At 46.9% G+C, this 23,831-nt stretch carries 14 protein-coding genes; all 14 read left to right on the top strand.

The window, feature by feature from the left end:
- The first annotated feature begins 467 nt into the window (after positions 1–467).
- On the top strand, positions 468–4,457 hold the full coding sequence (locus ACEN86_RS06740) for a fibronectin type III domain-containing protein (RefSeq protein ID WP_495633545.1): 3,990 nt from the start codon (positions 468–470) through the stop codon (positions 4,455–4,457).
- Between the two features lie 289 nt (positions 4,458–4,746).
- A complete protein-coding gene (locus ACEN86_RS06745) occupies positions 4,747–5,772 on the top strand; it encodes an ABC transporter substrate-binding protein (RefSeq protein WP_495633546.1) in 1,026 nt (341 codons plus the stop codon).
- 86 nt (positions 5,773–5,858) lie between these two features.
- The gene (locus tag ACEN86_RS06750) at positions 5,859–7,385 is read left to right on the top strand and encodes a sugar ABC transporter ATP-binding protein (protein ID WP_495633547.1); all 1,527 of its coding nucleotides are present in this window, start codon (positions 5,859–5,861) and stop codon (positions 7,383–7,385) included.
- Positions 7,375–8,391: an ABC transporter permease gene (locus tag ACEN86_RS06755; protein ID WP_495633548.1), complete on the top strand. Its 1,017-nt coding sequence runs from the start codon at positions 7,375–7,377 to the stop codon at positions 8,389–8,391. Before ACEN86_RS06750 ends, ACEN86_RS06755 begins: the two co-directional genes overlap by 11 nt.
- Positions 8,388–9,371 carry a galactofuranose ABC transporter, permease protein YjfF gene (yjfF, locus tag ACEN86_RS06760; protein ID WP_495633549.1) on the top strand — a complete coding sequence of 328 codons (984 nt, stop codon included), beginning with the start codon at positions 8,388–8,390 and terminating at the stop codon, positions 9,369–9,371. The genes ACEN86_RS06755 and yjfF overlap by 4 nt, the downstream gene beginning before the upstream one ends.
- A 49-nt stretch (positions 9,372–9,420) precedes the next feature.
- Positions 9,421–9,660 carry an HPr family phosphocarrier protein gene (locus ACEN86_RS06765; protein WP_495633550.1) on the top strand — a complete coding sequence of 80 codons (240 nt, stop codon included), beginning with the start codon at positions 9,421–9,423 and terminating at the stop codon, positions 9,658–9,660.
- A 241-nt stretch (positions 9,661–9,901) separates the two neighbouring features.
- Positions 9,902–11,722 carry a sensor histidine kinase gene (locus tag ACEN86_RS06770; RefSeq protein ID WP_495633551.1) on the top strand — a complete coding sequence of 607 codons (1,821 nt, stop codon included), beginning with the start codon at positions 9,902–9,904 and terminating at the stop codon, positions 11,720–11,722.
- Positions 11,694–13,265: a response regulator gene (locus tag ACEN86_RS06775; protein ID WP_495633552.1), complete on the top strand. Its 1,572-nt coding sequence runs from the start codon at positions 11,694–11,696 to the stop codon at positions 13,263–13,265. Before ACEN86_RS06770 ends, ACEN86_RS06775 begins: the two co-directional genes overlap by 29 nt.
- A gap of 16 nt (positions 13,266–13,281) precedes the next feature.
- Entirely contained in the window at positions 13,282–14,280 is a 999-nt protein-coding gene (locus ACEN86_RS06780) for a sugar ABC transporter substrate-binding protein (RefSeq protein ID WP_495633553.1), read from the top strand.
- Between the two features lie 31 nt (positions 14,281–14,311).
- Entirely contained in the window at positions 14,312–15,340 is a 1,029-nt protein-coding gene (locus ACEN86_RS06785; protein ID WP_495633554.1) for an ABC transporter substrate-binding protein, read from the top strand.
- 272 nt (positions 15,341–15,612) lie between these two features.
- Positions 15,613–16,605, top strand: coding sequence for an S-layer homology domain-containing protein (locus ACEN86_RS06790; RefSeq protein ID WP_495633555.1), 993 nt, complete (start codon positions 15,613–15,615; stop codon positions 16,603–16,605).
- Between the two features lie 136 nt (positions 16,606–16,741).
- Positions 16,742–20,215: a carbohydrate-binding protein gene (locus ACEN86_RS06795; protein ID WP_495634236.1), complete on the top strand. Its 3,474-nt coding sequence runs from the start codon at positions 16,742–16,744 to the stop codon at positions 20,213–20,215.
- Positions 20,216–20,460: 245 nt separating this feature from the next.
- Positions 20,461–22,155 carry a methyl-accepting chemotaxis protein gene (locus ACEN86_RS06800; protein WP_495633556.1) on the top strand — a complete coding sequence of 565 codons (1,695 nt, stop codon included), beginning with the start codon at positions 20,461–20,463 and terminating at the stop codon, positions 22,153–22,155.
- A gap of 25 nt (positions 22,156–22,180) precedes the next feature.
- The gene (locus tag ACEN86_RS06805) at positions 22,181–23,425 is read left to right on the top strand and encodes an extracellular solute-binding protein (protein ID WP_495633557.1); all 1,245 of its coding nucleotides are present in this window, start codon (positions 22,181–22,183) and stop codon (positions 23,423–23,425) included.
- Positions 23,426–23,831: the final 406 nt, after the last annotated feature.

Raw genomic sequence — 23,831 nt, forward strand, 5'->3', positions numbered from 1 at the left:
ATAATAGCATTTTTGTAAATATATGTTGACATGTAAACGCTTTATATTTATAGTGAATTGTAGTTTATCGATTAGTTAATTATGGCAGGTGAATTTGGTTTAAGATATTTTCAATATGAATTGAAAATATTTTAAATATACACTTAAGCACCAACACCTGGAATGCATGATACGAGATGAAGTAAATCGGTGCTTATGGCTGTAAATGAACTAAAAAGGAGGGAAATGAGATCAAATAATTTTGCAGCTAACTGTTAATTCCAGACTACTCAGCCACACAACCTTCTAGAGCGTATTTCATCCGTAACTCTCCCAAAATGTAATTCACCCCATCAACTTCCTTGTTCAATAACTCCATGAACTGTACTCGAAGACTCTCTTCTCATCTGTTGGTACATCAGAATAATGCAATCCGTATTAGTAGCCTTTTAAGAGTTGTTCACTTCTCAAATTACGGAGGTTAAATAATGAAGAGATTGTTGTCCTGCTTAGTTATACTGGGCCTATTCGTTAATTTGTTACCGCTTACAAACGTGAGTGCAGCAGCAAAAGTGAATGTCGCGCTTAACAAGACCGCCACAGCAAGCTCGGTGGAAGATTCATCGAAAACACCTTCAATGGCGTTTGATGGAAACTCTTCAACTAGGTGGTCATCCAGCTATTCCGATCAGCAGTGGATCAGCGTTGATCTGGGTGCTGTTGCAGATGTGAACGGCGTGAAGCTGAACTGGGAGACGGCTTATGCGAAATCCTACAAGATTGAGACTTCAAAGGATAACAATAATTGGACTACCGTGTATTCTACAACAACAGGTCAGGGGGGAATTAACGAAATTTCTTTTGCAGCCAGCAGTGCAAGATATGTGAGAATGTATGGGATTCAAAGAGCGACGAATTATGGGTTTTCTCTTTGGGACTTCGAGGTATATGCTGCTGACGGTAGCACGACGGATCCTGGCCAAACCGGAATTGTCTCTGGTGGAATTTACAAATTAACGGCACAACATAGCGGGAAAAACCTTGAGGTAGCTGGTGGTTCGACCGCAGATGGAGCCAATGTGCAGCAGTGGACGGATAACGGCAAACCTCAGCAGCAATGGAAGGCCATTGATGTTGGCGGTGGATATTATAAGCTGATCTCAGGGTCCAGCGGGAAAGCTTTGGATGTGGCTGGCAGTTCGACCGCAGACGGTGCCAATGTGCAGCAATGGGCAGACAATGGCCAGGCGAATCAAAAATGGAAGATCGTTGACGTTGGAGGCGGATACTACAAGCTGATTTCCGGATCAAGCGGCAAAGCCTTGGACGTGGCTGGTGGTTCAACGGCAGATGGAGCCAATGTACAGCAATGGACGGATAATGGAAATGCGCAGCAAAAGTGGAAGTTTACCCAAGTCACAACACAGCAGGATACCACAGCCCCTACAGTACCAACCAACCTCACGAGCACATCCAAGACAGACACAACCGTAACGCTCAACTGGACAGCATCAACGGACAATGTTGGCGTGACGGGATATGACATTTACAGAGGGACTACGCTCGTAGGAACAAGCACGACAACTAACTATACCGTTACAGGCTTGACTGCAGGAACAGCCTACAGCTTCACTGTGAAGGCCAAGGATGCAGCAGGTAATGTGTCTACAGCAAGCAGTGTGTTAAATGTTACTACTTCCAGCTCAACACAGCAGGATACGACAGCTCCTACAGCACCAACCAATCTCACAAGCACATCCAAGACAGACACAACCGTAACGCTCAACTGGACCGCATCAACGGATAATGTTGGCGTGACGGGATATGACATTTACAGAGGGACTACGCCCGTAGGGACAAGCACGACAACTAACTATACCGTTACAGGCTTGACTGCAGGAACAGCCTACAGCTTCACTGTGAAGGCCAAGGACGCAGCAGGTAATGTGTCTACAGCAAGCAGTGTGCTAAATGTTACTACGAATACAACTACTAACAACGCTGGATTCTACATTAATGGCACTACGCTTTATGATGCGAACGGTAATCCTTTTGTGATGAGAGGAATTAACCACGCTTACACTTGGTATAAAGGCCAAGAGGCTGTTGCAATACCTGCAATTGCCAAGACAGGTGCAAATACTGTAAGAATCGTGCTCTCCGACGGCCAACAGTGGACCAAGGACAGCTTGTCTACGTTACAAAGCCTGATCACCTTGTGTGAACAGAATAAACTGGTCGCTATTGTTGAGGTGCATGACGGTACGGGTTCGGATAGTGCTGCCGTACTCGATAATATTGCGAATTATTGGATTGAGATGAAGAGCGCCTTAATCGGGAAAGAGAAGACAGTAATCCTCAATATCGCAAATGAATGGTACGGTACATGGAATGGGGCAGACTGGGCTAAAGGATACACATCGGTGATTCCTAAGCTTCGGAACGCAGGGATTAAGAACACATTAATGGTTGACGGCGCTGGATGGGGACAATATCCGCAATCGATCTTTGATTATGGAACACAGGTATTTAATTCCGACCCTCTCAAGAACACAATGTTCTCCATCCATATGTACGAATATGCAGGTGCAAATGCTTCAACGGTAAAAAGCAACATTGACAATGTTCTGAACAAGAACTTGGCTCTTGTAATCGGTGAGTTCGGTATAAAACATACGAATGGCGATGTAGATGAGGCAACGATTATGAGCTATAGCCAGCAGAAGGGAGTAGGCTATCTCGGATGGTCCTGGAAAGGAAATGGCTCAGGACTTGAATATCTGGATATGGCTAACGACTGGGCTGGAACCAGCCTTACAGAGCAGGGGAATGCGATCATAAATGGTCCGAATGGGATCAAGGCAACTTCTAAGCTGAGCACCGTGTATAGTGGAAGTTCCGACAATCAAGCACCTTCTTCTCCTTCTAATCTTACGGGCACTTCACCCTCCTACTCTTCAGCGTCACTGACTTGGACACAATCTACCGACAATGTAGGGGTCGTAGGCTACAATGTGTACAAGGATGGAACTTTGGTAGATATCAGTACATCCACAAGCTTTACCGCAACTGGATTGAAAGCTAATACCACCTATGTATTTACCGTGAAAGCTATTGATGCTGCAGGCAATATTTCAGCTGCCAGTAATGCGGTAAGTGTTAAAACAAAGGATAGCAATGACACAACAGCTCCTACTGCACCATCAGGTCTGACAGCGGTAGCAGCTATTACAACAGCCAATCTTAAGTGGTCTGCATCGACAGATAATATCGGGGTTGCGGGATACAATGTATACAAGAATGGCGAAAAAATAGGTTCAAGCACTACGACTAGTTACACAGCAGCAAGCTTGGCAGGCAAAACTTCCTATACTTTCACAGTAAAAGCCGTAGATGATGCTGGAAATGAGTCGGCCGCAAGTAATGCCGTAACCGTGACTACAGGTGATCCGAGCAATATCCAGGTCATCGATCCAGGCATTATTGATGACTATACTACCTGGTATGTTGGCATCAACGGTGCCAATAAGCCAGCGACTCCAACAGTTGCTGCCCTTTCACCACTGGATAATGGAGGACTTAATATGACCTTCGATCTCAAACAAGAGAATTATCCTTCTTTCCAAGTCGATCCGGCAAAGGCAGCAGATTGGAGTTCTTATACGAATATGAACCTGATTGTAACGAATCCCAATGACGTTGAAGTGCAGCTTCAACCTATTGTGAAAGATGGGGATTGGGAGTGGACGGAGCTTGGTCAGTATATCAAAGTACCCGCGAAGACGACTATTAAGGCTTCTGTGCCTTTAACAGCATTGAAGAACAAAAATGTAAATCGAATTATTCTCAGAGTTCAGAGCGGAAGCGGGGGAGCGGCTGGAAGTCTTCAACTGCACACCATCAGTTTCGATTTGGCAGCCGATACCTACGCTGCTACAATTGCTGAGATGAACCGTCCCAAATCAGCTAGCTATTATCCATGGAGCTTTGTAGAGTCTTCCTTCACAGGGAATGTATCTAAAAGTCTGGATGGAGATACGCTCGTTGTGAATTATGCTTCTACGGTTAGCGATACAGTATCTGCAGGAATTGGTACTGAGACTAAGCCAGGACTTGGCACTGGAGATGATTGGTCCAAGTACGCGAGTGTCTCGTCCACTTTGACAAATACCGGCAGTACACCTATCCATGTATCATTGGTACTCAGAGTCGGCGGGGGCTGGCTTTGGGAGGAGACAGGAGGGAAGACCGCAACTGATGCTAAGGTTGAAAGGATTATCGCTCCAGGAGACTCTGTTGATGTAGTATATCCACTGAGTTCGCCAATTTGGAAATCCGCTAAGACAGCTTGGGCTAATAATGCCGCCATATCCGATTTATCTGATATTAGAGGCATCCTGTTCAAGGTATACGCGGGAGCAGGCGAGACGGTTAAGGCTGGAACTTTGAAAATAACGAACTTTCAACTGAATTTCTAAACTTTAGGCTAATGGCAAATTGAAGCTAAGAACGAGAAGCCCGGGAGACTCTCCCGGGCTTTTTGCTTGCCGACAGACATAAGTGTATCCGTAAAATGATTCAGCGAATAGTTCATCATAAGAAAACAAAACATTTCCGGATTAAAACCAAATTTCCGAAAGCAGATCAGTGAATTTCTCAAAGATATCCTAAACAAATGCGTATTGAATTCCATTTAGACACTGGCAGATTGCTTATAGAATCAAGTTAACACCTGATCAAATGGTGAAAACAAGGAGGGGTAGTCAAATGAAGAACATCTTTAAGTCTAGTGCCGTACTTCTGTTGACAGTAACAATGATTCTAATCTCAGCTTGCGGGAACACGGAGAGTCCGTCTAGCTCGGCTAATGCTACAGGGACTGACGGCTCAACGAAGACGGATAAGAAGATTACACTCGGCTTTGCTCAAGTTGGCGCAGAAAGCGGATGGAGAACGGCCAATACGAAATCCATTCAGGACTCAGCCAAGGCTGCAGGCATTGATCTTAAATTCTCGGATGCACAGCAAAAGCAAGAAAATCAAATTAAGGCAATCCGCAGCTTTATTGCCCAAAAGGTAGATGTCATCGCTTTCTCGCCAGTTGTTGAATCCGGTTGGGATACCGTGCTTAAGGAAGCAAAGGACGCCGGGATTCCTGTAATCCTAACTGACCGGGCGGTTGATTCCAGTGACACCTCTTTGTATAAATCTTTCCTAGGTTCGGACTTTGTAGAAGAGGGCCGCCGTGCAGGCAAATGGCTTCTGGAGGAAATGAAGGATCATCAGGGACCGGTAAATATCGTAGAACTGCAAGGTACAACGGGCTCCGCACCGGCTATTGATCGTAAGAAAGGGTTTGAGGAAATAATTAAGGACAACCCTAACCTGAAGATTATAAAGTCCCAAACAGGTGACTTCACCCGCGCTAAAGGCAAGGAAGTTATGGAAGCGTTTATCAAATCCGCCAAGGCGGAGAACACCAAGATGGATGTTCTGTATGCTCATAATGACGATATGGCGCTGGGTGCTATTCAAGCTTTAGAAGAGGCGGGGATCAAGCCTGGGAAAGACATTCTGATTATTTCGATGGACGGCATCAAGGATGCATTCCAGGCCATGAAGGACGGCAAGATTAACCTGATTGTAGAATGCAACCCTCTAATGGGACCGCAGCTGATGCAAATCGCACAGGACGTCGTAGCGGGTAAAGAGGTGCAAAAACGCATCCTGACAAATGAAGGCGTTTTCCCTCAAGACACAGCAGAGAAAGAACTGCCAAACCGTCAATATTAAAGCGGAATTTGAAATCTGGAATTTATTCATCAAGAAGCCGTCTACGGCTTCTCTTTCTTCTTCAAAGGTGACAGGAGGGTACCCGAATGGATGAGAAGAAACCTCGATTACTCATGAACCGGATAAGCAAGCATTTTCCCGGTGTAAAGGCACTAACCAACGTAAGCTTTCGTATGTTTCCAGGTGAGATTCATGCGCTGATGGGCCAAAATGGGGCTGGTAAATCCACACTGATCAAGGTGTTAACCGGTGTCTATTCGATCGATAGCGGCGAAATTCGGCTGGACGACAAGGAGATTAGAGCGCAAAACCCGCTCGAAGCGCAGGAGCTCGGGATCAGCACGGTGTATCAAGAGGTTAATCTATGTACGAACTTAACGGTATCGGAGAATATCTTCATTGGGCGGGAGCCGATGAAGAGGGGCAGGATCGATTGGAAGGAAATGCATGCTGAGGCCCAAGTGCTCTTGAAGCGGCTGAATGTAGATATTGATCCTACCAAACAGCTTGGGGAGTATTCGGTAGCGATTCAACAGATGGTAGCGATCGCAAGAGCATTAAATATATCAGCCAAAATCCTGATTCTCGATGAACCGACCTCCAGCCTTGATTCGAACGAGGTGAATGAGCTGTTCAAAGTCATGCGCAAATTGAAATCGGAAGGATTGGCCATATTGTTCGTGACTCACTTCCTTGATCAGGTGTATGAGATGAGCGACCGGATTACCATTTTACGTAATGGGGAATTTGTCGGGGAGTATAAGGCCGAGGCACTCTCCCGCATGGAACTGATATCGAAAATGATCGGCAAGGAGATGGACGAAATGGAGCAGGTGCAGGAGATGGTGGAATCCCATTCAAGCACTGGCCATCAATCCCCTTTCCTGGAGACCAAGCAGCTTGCCCGTAAGGGTTCTATTGAACGCTTTGATCTCAAATTGTACCCCGGAGAAATTCTGAGTCTTGCTGGCTTGTTGGGCTCAGGCCGGACCGAGATTGCCCGGATCTTGTTCGGGGCAGATCGTGCCGATCAGGGGGAGCTTAAGATCAAAGGCAGATCCGTGAACTTGAAATCACCGCGGATAGCGATAGACAACGGTATTGCATTCTGTCCGGAGAATCGTAAGAGTGAAGCCATTATTGACGAACTTACCATCCGTGAGAATATTATTCTGGCTATGCAAGCCTCGCTGGGGATATTCAAGTATTTGCCGAAGAAGAAGCAGACCGAATATGCAGATGAGTATATCAAGCTGCTGAATATCAAGGCTCCGGGTCCGGAGACACTGATCAAAAATTTAAGCGGCGGTAACCAGCAAAAGGTTATTCTAGGCAGATGGCTGCTTACCCAGCCGGACTTGCTGATTCTCGATGAGCCCACAAGAGGGATTGATGTTGGTGCTAAAGCGGAGATCATGAAGCAGATGGGCTTATTGTGCCGGAAGGGAATGTCGATTCTCTTTATCTCCTCTGAGCTTGAAGAGGTTGTACGTACCAGTCACCGAATCGCGATTCTTCGTGACCGTCATAAAATTGCTGAAATGGATAACCACAATGTCAGTCAACAGGATATCATGCAGGCTATTGCAGGAGGCGTCCCAAATGAAAAATAAGCTGTTCTGGCCTCTAGTTACTCTGGCCGTCTTGCTATTGGCCAATTTGATTCATAACCATGACTTTTTCTCCATCACTATCCAGGATGGTCATCTATTTGGCAGCTTGATCGATATTCTGAACCGTGCCGCCCCTCTTGTACTGATCTCGATCGGAATGACTTTTGTCATCGCAACAAAAGGGATTGATCTATCTGTAGGTTCGGTAGTCTCCATTACCGGAGCCATGGCCTGCTTGATCATTAGCAAGGGAGACGGATCGAGCACGAGTGTCTTGTTCACTGCTCTCGGTATCTCACTCCTGCTGGCTCTCGCCGCAGGTGCCTGGAACGGACTGCTTGTCAGTCTATTGGGCATACAGCCGATCGTTGCAACCTTAATTCTGATGGTAGCGGGACGCGGGGTAGCCCAGTTAATAACAGATGGCCAAATTTTGACGATCTCCTCGAAGCCTTATTCCTTCATAGGAGCTGGCTATTTGTTCGGATTGCCTTTCTCCATCTATATTATTGCTTTCTTCTTCATCATAGCATCCATATTGACGCGCAAGACGGCGGTAGGCCTGTTCATTGAATCGGTTGGAACGAATCCGACGGCAAGCCGTCTCGCCGGTATCCGCTCCGGGCTGATCATCTTCATCGTGTATCTGCTGTGTTCTTTTTTGAGCGGGATTTCGGGCTTTATATTGAGCTCCAACGTATCCAGTGCAGATGGCAACAATGCCGGGCTGTGGTATGAGCTTGATGCTATACTGGCTGTTGTCATTGGAGGGAATTCCCTGAACGGCGGCCGCTTTTATCTGTCGGGCACCATTGTTGGCGCACTGATCATTCAGACATTGACCACTTCAATATATTCAATGGGCGTTCCCCCGGAAGTGACGCTGGTTGTGAAATCCGTCGTGGTGTTAGTTGTCTGTCTAATTCAGTCTGAAGCCTTCGGAAGTGTATTCGCCGCAAGGCGCAGGAAGAGAGATCAAGCTGCCAAACAGGGGGTATCGGCATGAATTTATTTAAGCTGGATAGACGTTACTTTCCAATCTTGGTCACCGTTGGTTTATTCATTGTTATGTTTGCGGCAGGCTCTATGGAATATCGGGGCTTCTTCTCGCTCCAGGTGTTCTTGAATTTATTAATTGATAATGCCTTTCTGCTGATTACGGCGGTAGGCATGACCTTCGTCATTATTACGGGTGGTATTGATCTATCCGTGGGTTCCATGATCGCCTTCACGACGATGCTGTCGGCCACACTCGTCCAGAACCATCATTGGTCACCTTGGGTGGTTATTCCGTTCGTTCTGCTTGTCGGTAGTTTCTTCGGCTGGTCGATGGGCTGCTTGATTCAGTATTTTAAGCTTCAGCCGTTTATCGTTACGCTTGCCGGTATGTTCCTGGCCAGAGGGCTTTGCTACCTCATCAGTATCGAAAGCATAACTATTGATAACGAATGGTATGGTTATGTCTCACAGACTAAAGTCTATCTATTCGGCAAAAATTATATCTCCATCAGCGTCATTATTGCGCTGGTCGTTGTCGCAGCTGCTATTTACATCGCGCATTTCACCAAGTTCGGCCGCAATGTGTATGCACTCGGCGGCAGCGAGCAATCCTCCCTGCTGATGGGTCTTCCTGTTGCGAGAACCAAGGTGCTTGTGTACACACTGAGCGGCTTCTGCTCTTCGCTCGCCGGGGTTGTCTTCACATTCTATATGCTGTCCGGATACGGGCTTCATGCCGTGGGGATGGAGCTGGATACGATCGCTGCCGTTGTAATCGGTGGAACTCTGCTGACCGGAGGGACCGGTTACGTAGTCGGAACGATCTTTGGTGTCCTGATTCAGGGAATTATCCAAACTTTGATTATGTTCCAGGGTACACTTAGCTCCTGGTGGACCAAGATTGCCATTGGACTGTTATTGTTCCTGTTCATAGTGCTTCAGAAAGTGTTGATTTCACGCAAGAAGAAGAGCAGTGCGCAAGCTTAATCTCATGATCGCATGATTCTTTGATGACTACTTAAGGAGGCAGAGAAGGATGCACAATACAACTGAAATCGGCTGGGAAATCTCCAAGACCGCCAATAGATTCAAATCCTCTTGTGTTCTGAAATTCGGTAAAATCATCATTGATGCCAAAAGTATTCTGGGCGTATTTGTCACATTAACAGAGCACCATAACTATGAGCTGTATGTGATGGGTCCAGATGAAGACGAAGCAAAGAGGGCTTTGTCCGATTTGTTTGCCCGTTATGATCTGTCTTATATCATCAAATAACTAGTCTTATATGAACGACAAGACGCAGCCTAATACCTCCAGCCGGTGACACTTGCAGGTCATGTCACCGGACCGGATATTTGGCTTTAAATCGAATAAGGAGAGCTAAATTCTTCTTGTTGATTTTATGAAAGCGCTTTATAATTTAAAATGGAATAATATCCAATTTATTTGTAAAAATTTACGTGTTCCTGCAGCAATCCCTGTCGTGAATTCCAGCAGAAGCGAGGCTCTCACCGGTATGAAACTGTATAGTTGGATTACTTCTAGTCTGCGCGCGAAGATGTTAACGATGTTCGTCCTGCTGACGGCATTTCCATTGATTCTCGTTGGTATGATTACCTATCGCATGTCTTACGAGACCGTGTCGAAACATAGTGTTGCAGCGATACAGTTAACCGCAGAGCATTTGAAAAATGATATTGATAGCTTATTTTCAGATAATCGCAAGTTTCTCGATATTAGTAAGAACCCGAATGTTTTGAGATTTCTGCTCATACAGAATGAAACGTATCAGGAAGCAAAGGAAATTCTCAATACCTTTAGTCTGTACCGCGATACGTACAGGTTGTCCGACCGTATCAGCAATATGATGCTGTTTAATCTATACGGCAAGGGAATCAGTGAGAAAAAAGGCATCTTTGACCTCGATCAGGATCTATCCACTTATCCGGTATTTGTCGATCTTATGAAGCACCCGGACAAGGTCATGATCATTTCCCCCCTCTCTTCACAAAGACCGGACTATTTCGATCATTCCAGCGATGAAGGTCAGTTTGCTGTCTCCATTGTGTCCACAGTCAGACAGGAGATTACCGATGAAGTGATAGGATATATGGTCATCACGCTTGACGCGTCGGTGATCTCTAATTTTTGCAATAACATGCAAATTGGGCAGAATGGATACTTTTATGTAGTCAACGAGAAGGGTCAGCCCATTATCATGCCGGAGAGATCTGGCAGATTTGCTAACTTTGATGGTGCAGAGTCAAAGCTTCTGAATGGGGACTTGGGCAATTTCAATCGTTCTGTGAATGGGGTGGAACACTTTGTCGTCTATACCTCATCTGAACAGACGGGCTGGAAGATTGTTGGAGAAGTGCCGCTTAAGGAAGTGCTTCAGGATGCCGATCGTATTGAAAGATTGATTGGGGTAATTGTAATATTCACCATCATCTTCACGATATCGTTGTATTTCTTCATTTCATCTAAATTAATTCATCCGATCCGCTTTCTGAAGAAGAAAATGCGTCAGGCTGCCTCCGGTTATCTTGATGCCAAGGTACATCAGATGGGGAGAGATGAAATCGCCGATCTGGGCTTAAGCTTCAATACGATGCTGGACAAAATCAAGATCTTGATTGAGACAAGTATAAAAGAACAGGAGCTGATTAAAATCGCCGAGCTTCGCACTCTGCAGGCACAGATTAATCCACACTTTTTATATAACACGCTGGATTCGATCATTTGGTTGGCTGAGAACAGGAAGAGTGAAGAAGTGATCGAGATCGTACGCGCACTTACCACGTTCTTCCGAATCAGCCTCAGTAGAGGACGCGACTTGATTACAATCAGGGATGAAATCGAGCATATTGGCAACTACTTAATGATTCAGAAAATGCGCTACCGGGATATTCTCGATTATGAGATACAGATCGACGAGGACATCCTGGACTGCCAGATCCTGAAGATGACACTTCAACCTCTCGTGGAGAATGCTTTGTATCATGGGATAAAGAACAAAAGAGGCAAAGGCATGATTCGAATTAGCGGTTCTTTTGTATCCAATGAGACAATCCGGATCTACATTCACGATAATGGAGCGGGTATGACGCAGGAGAGACTGCAACAGCTGCAGGCTAGCCTGGAGCAGGAAGTTAAGGATGAGCCTAAGCAAGACGGTGGATTTGGATTCAGCAATGTACATCAAAGGCTGTGTCTTTATCACGGTGAGCTCTATGGACTTCAGCTGGAAAGCGAGTTGGGCATTGGCACCACGGTCACTGTGAATATACCTGTAAGGAGGGAATTTGATGAAAAAAGTTTTCCTGGTGGACGATGAAATCCTTGTCAGAGAAGGAATAAGAGACCGTATAGACTGGGAAAGCGAAGGTTTTGTATTCAGCGGGGATGCTCCCGACGGGGAATTGGCCTTACCCCTGATTGAACGAATTGCTCCGGATATTGTCGTGACGGATATTAGAATGCCCTTTATGGATGGTATACAGCTGAGCAAAATTGTGAAAGAACGGATGCCTGGCGTCAAAATTATTATTCTTAGCGGCCATGATGAATTTACATATGCGCGGGAAGCCTTGAGAATCGGCGTAGAGGAATATTGTCTGAAGCCGCTAAGTTCTACCGAGCTGCTCCATAGTCTGCATAAGGTATCAGATAAGATCGATAGCGAACGAAGAGAGAAGCGGAAGCTGGAAGAGCTTCAAGAGAGAGCCAGCGTCAACATGGATTTCATGCGGGAGCAAATGCTCATTGATCTGTGTACGGGTTCGATTCCGACAGCAGATGCAATTCAGAGGTCTGAGGAATTGGGGGTAGCTTTAATATCCGATTACTACCTTGTGGCCCTTGTGGAATTTGAAGCAAAGAACGGGGACGACGGCACCCCAATTATCAATATAGAAGACGACTCGCTATATCAAAGCCTTAGTTGCGGGTATTCGGATCATCTGCACGTAAAGCGGAATAAGAAACAGCATGCATGGCTTCTTAAAGGCAAAGATCCTAAACAGCTTGAAGAACTGGCCGAGAAGCTTGTCAAGGATATGAAGCAAATGGAGGAGAAGCTGAACTGTACAGTATATACAGGAATCGGCTCCGTGAAGAGCCGTGTTCAGGAGATCTCCATTTCGTTCTCGGAAGCTGATCAGAAGAAAAGCTACCAGTATTTTTTACGAAAACGGCCATTGATCGGAAAAGAATTGCAGGGAACTATAGCCTATAAGCGCAGCAAGCTGAATGACTTCCTTGAACAAGGGGACGTTTCCAGGATCGAAGCTTTTGTACTTAGCTATATCCAAGATGAGGGGAAAGATCACAATACCTTATACTCTCATTATCTCATCATGGATATGATCATATCTGCTACCCAATTCATTCATGAATCACGCGGGGATGTGGGTGCATTCATATTGGAGCTGGAATCGGTGGAGGAGCGACTGCAGGCGATCTTCAGTCTTGATGAACTGCGCAGCACGGCTTCCATTATTCTTGGGCTTGTGTTTCAGTATCGAGATCAGATTAAGAATAAATACAGCGATATCATAAGCAAAGCAAAGGAATATATTGATCGTCACTTTGATAATCCGGACATCTCCCTTCAAACTGTTGCCGCCTATGTCAATGTAAGTCCGAACCATTTTAGCAGCGTTTTCTCGAATGCTATTGGGCAGACTTTCATCGATTATTTAATTAAGACGAGAATTAAGAGAGCCATGAAGCTGCTGAAGACTACAAATGCCAAATCCTATGAAATCGCGGGCTTGGTGGGGTATAACGATCCGCATTATTTTAACTCCGTATTCAAAAAAATTACAGGCGTAACTACCAAGGTATACCGCAACCAGGAGAGTCAAATCTGCCTTTAGGAAGGATGTTGTAAGCATGCGCCCGGTTAATAGCCGAATAAGTTACTTCATCGTATTCATTATTCTCTGTTCTCTGGGTTTAACGTACTGCGACAATGCGGATGTCCCGGGCGCACAGCCTGTTCAGCAGATCTCCAAAATGCAAGCCGAGCCCACCGATCCAACTGCAAAGGTGCTGACCATAGCTATTATTTTTGCAACCGCAGATCCCGTGTATAAGCAGGTGACGAAAAGCGCGAAAGCTGCAGCAAGTAAGGCGGGGATTCAACTTATAGTGAAAGCGCCAAATGAAGCGAATCTGGAACAGCAGATCAGAATCATGGAGAATTTGATTAAACAGAAGGTGGACGGAATTGCGATCAGTCCGGTGGACTCTGAGGCCATGACACCTTACATTAACAAGGCCGTAGAGGCGGGGATCAAAGTTATCTGTTTCGATAATGATGCGCCGCACAGCAAGCGGCTAACCTATCTTGGAATTGACAATTATGATGCCGGAAGACGGATTGCCGAGTATGTGGATCACCTGCTTGCCGGTCAAGGTATGGTCATAGCAGAAACCGGAATGATCGGTTTCAATAACATTCGGCAGCGGGTTGCCGGGTTTAAAGATTATTTGGCCAATTCACCGGGAGTGCAATTGCTGGAACTCCGCACAGACGGGGACCATGCTGACAAGGCTACTTCCAATATAGAAGATATGATCGAAGATCATCCCCATTTCGATGTGTTTGTGGGTTTCGATTCCCAGGCTAGCTCCTCAGCCATTCTAGTATGGAAGGCCAAGGGATTACGTCAATTTGCGGTTACCTTTAATAATACGCCTTCTATACTAAGCAGTATCCGGAATGATCAAATCACCGCAACGATTGACCAATCGGAGGATAGCTGGGGATATCTTATTCTCCAGCAACTGACCGCGGCATGTTCGGGGCAACCTCTCCCAGATAACAACCGGTTAAATGTAAAGATCCTGAACAGAGACAATTGGAATACATCGGGAGAGATAAAATAATACGGAGCATGTCGGGAGGTGAGTAGAGAAGATGAGACGGATCATCGTGCTGGTTATCATCTTGATGTTCATTAGCGGGTGCCGCTCGGAACAGGGGGCTGAGGTAGCGACTCAAGAGGCGACGGTTCTGCCCGCACTAAATGAGCAGGAGACAATCGACCTTCCGCAGGATACAGGGCGTCCGCTAGTGATCGGCTTCTCACAAGTGGGTTCAGAGAGCGCATGGCGTGCCGCCAATACGAAGTCGATTAAGGAAGCAGCCAAGCAGGCGAATGTGGAATTGTTATTTGAAGATGCCCAGCAGAAGCAGGAGAATCAGATCCGGGCGATTCGTTCTTTTATCTCCCGTAAAGTGGACGTGATTGGCTTCTCCCCCGTTGTCGAGAGCGGCTGGGGTGAAGTTCTTAAGGAAGCGAAAGATGCGGGGATACCCGTCATTATTACAGACCGCTCCGTAGATGTTGCTGACTCTTCGCTCTACATCACTCTTATTGGCTCGAACTTCAAGGAGGAAGGCCGCAAGGCAGGCAAATACGTACTCGATAAGATGCGATTGGTTCGCGGGCCGATTCATATAGCTGAAATCCAGGGAACGCTGAATTCGGCACCCGCCATTGATCGGAAGAAAGGCTTTGAAGAATTGATACGGGGAAATCGTGCCATGAACATTGTCGCTTCAGACACCGGGGATTTCACTCGTGAATCCGGAAAGGCCATCATGACGAGGTATTTACAGAGATATGGAAGAGACATACAAGTGCTGTATTCTCACAATGATGACATGGCCTTTGGAGCTATTGAAGCTATTGAGGAAGCCGGCCTCAGACCAGGCAAGGACATAGTAATTGTATCCGTGGATGGCGGAAGGGAAGCTTTCCAAGCTATGCTCTTAGGGAAGTTAAACTGCACTGTGGAATGTAATCCGCTGTTAGGGCCCCAGTTGATTCAAGCAGCGAAGGAGGTCGTGGCAGGTCATACGCTTCCCAAACGGATTGTAACCCGAGAGGGTGTATTTACGAAGGGGACCGCTGCGAGGGAAATCGAAAAACGTAAATATTAGGAAGAAGCAAATTGGGGTTAACTAAGTTGATTAAAGAGCGTTAAACGGCCTTGGTCCTGCATTCAGGACCAAGGCTGTTTAGCTTTGTCTGCTTCCGCTTAAAGTGCCTTCTCCCAAGTACCTATCTCATTTTTATTAGATAACTAAGATCGTAAATAAACGCAATTTTCAGAGAAGATATTGCATCGTGATTTTCAAATTTCACTTCTATAATTAAGGCAAATCTGATGAATAGAGAGAGCAGATAACCTAGTCCAATAAGGAGAATGAACATGAGAAAAGGGAAAATCACGATGGTAATGTGTCTGATTGCACTGATCCTAATTACCTGGAATCCTGGTTCAGGATATGCGGAAGGGGAAATGGGCTTCACTCTAATTGGCAATTTAGAAAGCGCTTCCGTTGACAAACCGTTGGAGGTGGCAGTGAACGGAAGCAACTTGAAAGACCTTTATGCCTATGAAGCTTTAATTGCTTTTAACCCGGATATTGTTGAGCTAGATAAGGCGGAATCGAAATTGAAGGGATATTTCATACCCCCGCAGGTGAAGGAGGGGAAGGTGACCATAGCATTTACAAAAGTTGGGGAGGTGAAAGGAGAGACTGGTGACACGGCTCTAAGTACGATTACCTTCAAGGTAAAGGGTAAGGGAAATGCCAATATCAAGCTGGTATCTGTGAAGGCGCTAGATGCGAGACTCGCGGCAACTATCTACAACTACGGAACATTCTTCAACGATCTTGCAGGTTATGACTGGGCCAAAACGGAAATAGAAGCTCTTGCTTCTGTGGGAATTATTAAAGGTACGTCAGCTACTAGCTTCAGTCCTGGAGCTAATGTCAGCAGGGCTGATTTTGTAAGCTTGCTGGTCAGGGCATTACAACTTAGTGCAGAAGCAGACGGCAATTTCAAAGATGTGGGGCCGTCTGATTATTTCTACAAAGAGGTAGCAATAGCCAAAAAGCTTGGCATCGCTCAGGGTAATGGCGACAACCGGTTTGACCCTAAGAAAAGCATTTCCAGACAGGATATGATGGTGATCGCCGCCAGAGCCATGAAGATTGCCGGCAAAATGCTGGATGAATCAGATTCAGACTTAAGCCGCTTCAGTGACGCCAGTGAAGTAGCAGCTTATGCCGTGAACCCATTGGCTCAGCTGATCAAGAAGGAGATCCTTCTTGGCGATAATGGCAAGATCAATCCTAAAGATACCGCGGTAAGAGCTCAAGCGGCTGTTATTATATACAGAATTTTATACAAGTAGAGTCATGGTTGTGTCTTTGCTAGATGAGTAGTGAAGGGTGGTGATCTCTCAAGACGAGTCAAGTTCAACTATAAATTATTCTTGAAAGGTGGAGGTATTAATAGTGAAGAAGTGGAAAAAGCTTTTGACGATTTCGATGACGATGGCTTTAGTTCTTGCTTGTGCATTCACACCAGGTCCGCTTACAAATAAGGCAGATGCTGGAGCAGCTGAGCTCACTCCAGCACTGGCTAAAACGCCTGGCAAAGGCAACCCGCTGTTCACACAGAAGTTCGGTGCTGATCCCTATGCAATGGTCTATAATGGCAGAGTTTATGTGTACATGACCAATGATATATTTGAGTATAATGCTGACGGGACTATTAAGGATAACGGATATAGCAAAATCAACAAAATTACGGTTGTTTCGTCCGATGATATGGTGAACTGGACAGACCATGGAGAAATCCCTGTAGCCGGACCAAATGGCGCAGCGAAATGGGCAAACAATTCCTGGGCGCCGGCAGCTGCTCATAAAACGATAGATGGCAAGGAGAAATTCTTCCTATATTTTGCAGATAGTGCTAGCGGCATTGGCGTGCTTACGGCGGACAGCCCGATCGGGCCGTTTACGGATCCGATTGGAAAAGCTCTGGTTAGTAGAAATACTCCAGGAGTAGCCGATGTTACGTGGCTTTTTGACCCTGCTGTTCTGGTTGACGATGACGGAAGCGGCTATTTATATTTTGGCGGCGGTGTTCCGGCAGGTAAAGACGCTGATCCGGGTACAGCGCGTGTCGCAAAGCTTGGAGCGGATATGATTAGTCTCGATCTGGACGCTAGCGGCGGAAAGGCTAAGCCTATCAATCCACCATTCCTGTTCGAGGATTCAGGAATCAACAAATACAACGGGAAATACTATTATTCCTATTGTACGAACTTCTCTGGTCAGCATCCGGCCGACATACCTACTGGAACGATTGCCTACATGGTAAGCGACAACCCGATGGGTCCCTTCACCTATGTCAAGACCATCCTGCCTAACCCTGCTACTTTCTTCGGCGTTGGAGGCAATAACCACCATGCCATGTTCGAGTTCAATGGGGAATGGTATGTGACATACCACGCCCAGACCCTGGCAAAAGCCATGGCAGAGAGCGGAGCGGTTCCACAATTGAAAGGGCAGCCGCATGGCTACCGTAACGCACACATCAATAAAGTAAGCTTTGATGCAAGCGGAGTCATTCAGGATATTACGGGCGATTATGCTGGAATTACGCAGTTGAAGAACTTTAATCCCTATACGAGGGTTGAGGCGGAAACCATTGGCTGGAACGGAGGAATCAACACGGAAAGCAGTACTGAGCCGGGAGCTATGGTAAGCAGCTTAAATCTGAATCTCAGCAGCATTAATAATGGAGACTGGACAGCCGTATCCAAGGTTGACTTTGGCGATCCAGGCGCCGGAACGTTCTCTGCCAATGTGGCAAGCGGTTCAAGCGGCGGAAAGATAGAGCTTCATCTGGACAGCGCTGACGGAGCCTTAATAGGGACGCTTCCCATCTCCAATACTGGTGGAGACGATAGCTGGAAGCTGAAAACTACAAACATCTCCGGTGCTACTGGAGTCCATGACCTATACATGGTCTACAGAGGAGCATCAACTGGTAATCTCTTCAAGATGGATTATTGGCAGTTCGAGCCCAAGGGTGAGGCTCAAGAGCTCGCTGCAATTAACGCTTCTATCGATAAACAAAAGATTGATAAGGTGAGTGGAAGTAACACGGCCAACATCAAGGTTACGGCTATTTACGCGGATGGAACAAGCAAGGATGTTACGGATCAAGCCGTAGCAACACCAGCACAGAGCGGAATTGTCACTGTAGATAACGGGGTTGTCACCGGAGTGGGCTTCGGGACTACAAGCATTGACATTAGCTATGGGGGAAAGACAGATTCTCTGAATATTCTGGTAAAAGACTTGAACAGTGAACTAACGGTGAAGCAGCTCACCGTAGACACGCCTTCCGTTGCCCTTGATGCGGGGAAAACGGCAGCATTTAAGGTTACAGCGGAGTTTCTTGACGGACATACCGAAGATGTAACCAAAACAGCTACCTACAGCAATTCGAATCCGAATGTTGCTGAGGTAGTGAACGGTACGATAACTGCTAAAGCCAGTGGAACAACCAATGTAACGGTAAGTTTTAAGGGAGGCTCTGGTGACGCGGTAACTACGCAAATCACTGTAAAAGTTAATACCCCTGTCTCTGTAGCCATTGAAGCGGAGACCGCAGCAGAGAACACAAGCAGCGCCTACGTACGTGGAACCGCGAACGGCCATGTATGGTCACTTGTTGACGGAGAGAAGACGAAAGCGATGCAGTTCCTGCCGGATGACGGTACTGCCGTTACACCGGGTACGGATGCAGCGAGCCTTGCCGCCGGCTCCAGTCTGAATTACAAAATTAACTTTAAAACGGCAGGAGCTTACTATGTTTGGGTTCTGGCCAAAAGCCATAGCTTCCAAACGGATTCGGTTCACGTGGGATTGGATAGTCAGTATCAATTCACGTCCAACGGGATTGAGGGCGTCAGCGGCGGTCAGTTCAAATGGGTGAACCTCAGCAATGGCGGTCCGGCTGTGCCAGGAGGCGAACCATTAAATTTTACGGTGGGCGAACATGAACTGAACTTCTGGGGAAGAGAATCCGGACTTATCATAGACCGGATTTACTTAACCACCAGCAGCTCCACGACAGATCCAGTATGGCCGTCCGCTGAACCTAAAGGACCCGCGGCGGTGCTGTCAGCGGACAGCAGCGTGAAGCCTGGAGCCAGCTTTACGGTGAATGTCAACCTGAACAACCTGGAACAAAGTGTGTACGCCCAGGATCTGACCTTGTCTTATGATTCTAACGTATTTGACTATGTGAGCGCAGCAGGCGCGGACAACAACATCCAGATCGTCAAGGAGGATGTAGAGTCGGCCGGGAAGGTGAGGTTGATCACCGCGGATATCGGAGGGGTATCGGGAGCCAGCACGCCGGTATTAAAGCTGACATTCAAGGTCAAGGCTGGTGTACGGAATACGACCGGAACGATTGCAGTCACCGAGGCGAAGCTGGGCGTGGCTCCGGAGGGAACTGTCATTCAGGCGTCGGTTGACAGCAAGAGCATATCGGTAGGCGATATTGACCAACCGGTTGTAGACAAGACGGCACTGACAGCCGCGATAACCAATGCACAGAGCCTGTATGATGCAGCAGTTGTGGGCACATTGCCAGGTCAGTATCCGCAGAAGGCGAAGGATGCACTCGGTGTTGCTATCAATGCAGCCAAAGCCGTTCAGGGCAAAGGAAGCGCGGCGCAGTCTGAGGTGGATAGTGCCACAGCCGCACTAGGCAGTGCAGTAGATACCTTCAAGGCAGCGGTAATTAAGGAAGTATCCGCAGACCTGAACAAGGATGGAAGCATCAACGTAGGCGATCTTGCGATTGTGGCATACCACTATGGCAAGGATTCCGCCGGCGCAGACTGGGCAGCCGCCAAGATGGCGGATATGAATAGCGATAACAAGATTGATATCACAGATCTAGCGTATATCGCATCCAAGATAGTTGATAAGTGACCCGCAGTTACGCGTAAATATGGTAAAGCCCTATCCCCTAATGGGATAGGGCTTTTTATAAGTATGGACGGTAAGAAGCTGAAAATGCAGACCCTCGCAAACAGCCAGTTGTCTATTTTTTCCTCGTGAAAAAGGTAACAAATCTGGCCCTCTCTGTCGATATATATACTCTGTCGGTGTAAATACGAGAAGAGTTTTTGCTTTTACAAGTTCTAAAGGATGTCAATATTTTAACAGCGGGGGTCATGAGGGTGGCAATTAAACTTCGAACCAGACTATTACTCAGTTTTTTCTCCATAATCGTATTGTTCTTAATAACGGTAACGGTAACGACGATTATGAATCAACGTATCGGGGGACTTAATGATCAGATTTTCGAGTCCCAGAAACGTATGGAGGTCATTCAGCGCCTGAACCTGTTCGCCAGAACAGCTAATGATAATGGTGCGCATTACCTGCTTGCTCCTGATCATTTGATGGGCAGCTTCAAAAGCCGTTTCGATGAGACCGTAAAGTTTGTGGATCTGGAGCTGTCTGATCTTAAGGGAATGACCAAGGATCCGGAGAGCCTGAAGCAGATCGAACAATTCAGCACATTGTGGTCCCAGAACATCAAGTATAAGACTAAGCTTATGGATAAAAAAGCAGCCGGGGAAGCCTTGACAGCTCAAGAGAAGTATACGAAGGATTCCTTCGACCCGATTGCCTTTTCTCTTCTCTCCTTCATGAAGGATGAGCAGGCCAAGATTGAAACGTTCAAAAGTGATATTTCCAGCATGAACGAGCGGGTCAAGCTGGTTAACTACTCTCTGGTAGGCATAGCTATTCTGCTATCCGTCGGGATCGCTTTTCTCCTTTCACGTTACTTGATCAACCGTACCCGAAAGCTGATTCAATCTGCAGGTGCGGTAGCCGAGGGGAACCTTCAGGTAGAGTCTTTGAAATTCAAGGGCAAGGATGAACTCACCGAGCTGGCTTCGGCATTTAATGTCATGACGGAGTCGCTTCGTACGGTTATTGGAAGTGCAGAATCGGTGTCCCTGCAAGTCGCAGCCTCTTCAGCACAGCTGCAGGCCAGTGCCGAACAGACAAGCCATGCTACCTCGCATATCGCTTCGATTATGCAGGAAATTACGGAAGGTACAGACAATCAGTCCGGTCAGGTTGCCCAGAACCTGCGTACTATTACAAGTCTATCGGAGAAGGTTCATCATATTGCCAATAACGGACAAGCGGTCCTACAGACCGTGACCCATACATCGAACACGGCGATGCAAGGAAAGAACGATCTGATTAGTGTTGTTCAGCAGATTCGTATTATTGAGAGCAGCAATGGCAAGCTCTCCGAAGTTATTGCCGATCTGGAGCAGCAAGCCATCCAAATTGGCAAAGCTACGCAGCTTATCATGGATATTTCCACTCAGACGAATTTGCTGGCCTTGAATGCAGGTATTGAGGCGGCGAGAGCGGGTGAACAGGGCCGCGGATTCTCGGTTGTGGCCCAAGAAGTGCGTAAGCTTGCAGAGCAGTCTCGCGTCTCGGCCGATCAGATTCGCAGCCTCATTACAGGGATTCAGAATGAAGCGAGCATGGCGGCAGCTGAGATGGAGCAAGGAACCCTTGAAGTTCAGAAGGGCATCGAGCTTATTGAAGTCGCAGGTGAATCCTTTGAAGGAATTATGGAGCTTATTCGCCAGGTCGAACATGACGTGCAGGGGGTTACCGAATCCACCGCTGATATTATGACGGATACAGAGTCTGTTGTCTCCGGATTCTCCCTGATCTCACAGATCGCAGCTGAGAACTCGTCAGGTACACAGAGTGTTGCGGCATCTACAGAGGAACAGCTGGCCTCGATGGAGGAGATTTCTGCTTCGTCAAGCGCACTGGCAGACTCGGCGGATGAACTCAAGACGCTTATCGGCAAATTCCGATTATAATTCCTAAAGTTAAGGGTGATACAGCATGTTAAAACGAATTTTGGCTATTCTAATGGCTTCTTCCTTATTGGTGATCAGTGCTTGTTCCACTTCCTCAAGTACCGCACAGCCGGTAACTATCACTTTTGTAAGCACATATGACGGCAAGGAAGCCGAGTTCTTCAAGAGCCGTGTTAAAGATTTCGAGAAAGAGAATCCTGGCATCAAGGTGAAAGTAGTGGACGTTGCCTTTGGCTCGGCATCCAATTACGTCAAGACGGCGCTGCTGGGGGATCAGACACTTGACGGGTTCCGGTCTGACAACTCCTGGGTACCCGAGTTCGTGCAGCTCGGACTGCTGCAGCCTTTGGATTCCATGATTACTAAGGAGGATGAGGCTGATTTCAACCGGACGGCACTCGACTCCGTTAAAATTAACAATAAGCTGTATGGACTGCCGACGGTAATGGAGGCTCCTGCTTTACTGTATAACAAGCGGATTCTCAAGGAGCTTGGTTATTCCAATCCACCGCAGACGATGGATGAAATGATGTCCATTGCGAAGAAAGCGACCGAGACCCAGGGACATTATGGTATCTTTGTCTCGGATGACTCCTACTTTGCGCTGCCTTATATTTGGGCTTTTGGCGGAGAGACAATGACGGATGACCGCAAGGTCCATATCGCTTCCCCCGATTCGATTAAAGGGTTGGAGTTCATGCAGGAGCTCCGCCGTGCAGGGGTGACACAGCCTTATCCTGATTTTAGCGATAGCTATAACAATATGATGAACGATTTCAAAGAAGGCAGATCTGCCATGATTCTGAATGGTCCTTGGGCCGTAGGCGATCTTCTGAGTGGAAGTGAGTTCAAGGATCCGGGCAACCTGGGGATTGCGGCCGTGCCGAAAGGGCCAAAGGGACAAGGCTCTCCTGCCGGTGGCCACAGTCTGGTTATCTCCAAGTACAGCAAGCATCCACAGGAGACCTACAAGCTGATTCAATACCTGACCAGTTCCAAAGTTCAGGCCAAGCAGGTGAAGGAAGTCAAGACTCTGCCAAGCCGCATCAGCGTATACAAGGACCCAAGCTTTGCATCCGATCAGATTGTTCAAAGCTTCAAGCTGGTTCTTGATGCAGCCAAGCCGCGTCCGCGTATTCCAGAAGGGGCTGAAATGTTTGGCGATTTCACAGCCAATCTGGGACAAATGCTGATGGACAAAATGACACCGCAGCAAGCCGCGGCCAATATTGAAGTTGCATGGCGGGAGCTCCTTAAGCTGGATCGATGAGAGAAGGCCTTCTGCCAAGCGAATAGGATGAATAATATTTCATAGTGAAGCAGCCAGGATCCATTTGGGTCGGGCTGCTTTTTTTGTGAAAAAAAAGTTTCAGCAAGGTCGGCAACAAGCCGCAAAAAGGTACAAATTAATCAGTTTCAAAGGACTAAAGACTTACCTATTTACGATAAAATCTATGCTCATGTAAGTAGAGCGGACATAAAGTAGTTAGAAAGCCGCATTGACCGGAAAAAACTAGCAGAATATACTCGAGGAATAGGAAGATAATCCCTGGACTTAAGCTTAGAGGTATTATTGAAAACGCATACATAATTCAGGTTGATATATGAAAGGAGGTGAGAGCGGAGAGATTTTAACGCTGCCTTGTCTGGCGTCCTGAGGGATAGTGATTACGGCA

The sequence above is a fragment of the Paenibacillus sp. Paensp111 genome (genome assembly GCF_059492195.1).

Excerpts from the sequence above, each read along its gene's own strand:
- ACEN86_RS06800 (WP_495633556.1), top strand. The coding sequence starts at position 20,461 with ATGAGGGTGGCAATTAAACTTCGAACCAGACTATTACTCAGTTTTTTC.
- ACEN86_RS06805 (WP_495633557.1), top strand. The coding sequence starts at position 22,181 with ATGTTAAAACGAATTTTGGCTATTCTAATGGCTTCTTCCTTATTGGTG.
- ACEN86_RS06745 (WP_495633546.1), top strand. The coding sequence starts at position 4,747 with ATGAAGAACATCTTTAAGTCTAGTGCCGTACTTCTGTTGACAGTAACA.
- ACEN86_RS06790 (WP_495633555.1), top strand. The coding sequence starts at position 15,613 with ATGAGAAAAGGGAAAATCACGATGGTAATGTGTCTGATTGCACTGATC.
- ACEN86_RS06765 (WP_495633550.1), top strand. The coding sequence starts at position 9,421 with ATGCACAATACAACTGAAATCGGCTGGGAAATCTCCAAGACCGCCAAT.
- ACEN86_RS06770 (WP_495633551.1), top strand. The coding sequence starts at position 9,902 with ATGAAACTGTATAGTTGGATTACTTCTAGTCTGCGCGCGAAGATGTTA.
- ACEN86_RS06750 (WP_495633547.1), top strand. The coding sequence starts at position 5,859 with ATGGATGAGAAGAAACCTCGATTACTCATGAACCGGATAAGCAAGCAT.
- ACEN86_RS06785 (WP_495633554.1), top strand. The coding sequence starts at position 14,312 with ATGAGACGGATCATCGTGCTGGTTATCATCTTGATGTTCATTAGCGGG.
- ACEN86_RS06755 (WP_495633548.1), top strand. The coding sequence starts at position 7,375 with ATGAAAAATAAGCTGTTCTGGCCTCTAGTTACTCTGGCCGTCTTGCTA.
- ACEN86_RS06775 (WP_495633552.1), top strand. The coding sequence starts at position 11,694 with ATGAAAAAAGTTTTCCTGGTGGACGATGAAATCCTTGTCAGAGAAGGA.
- ACEN86_RS06795 (WP_495634236.1), top strand. The coding sequence starts at position 16,742 with ATGACGATGGCTTTAGTTCTTGCTTGTGCATTCACACCAGGTCCGCTT.
- ACEN86_RS06780 (WP_495633553.1), top strand. The coding sequence starts at position 13,282 with ATGCGCCCGGTTAATAGCCGAATAAGTTACTTCATCGTATTCATTATT.
- ACEN86_RS06740 (WP_495633545.1), top strand. The coding sequence starts at position 468 with ATGAAGAGATTGTTGTCCTGCTTAGTTATACTGGGCCTATTCGTTAAT.
- yjfF (WP_495633549.1), top strand. The coding sequence starts at position 8,388 with ATGAATTTATTTAAGCTGGATAGACGTTACTTTCCAATCTTGGTCACC.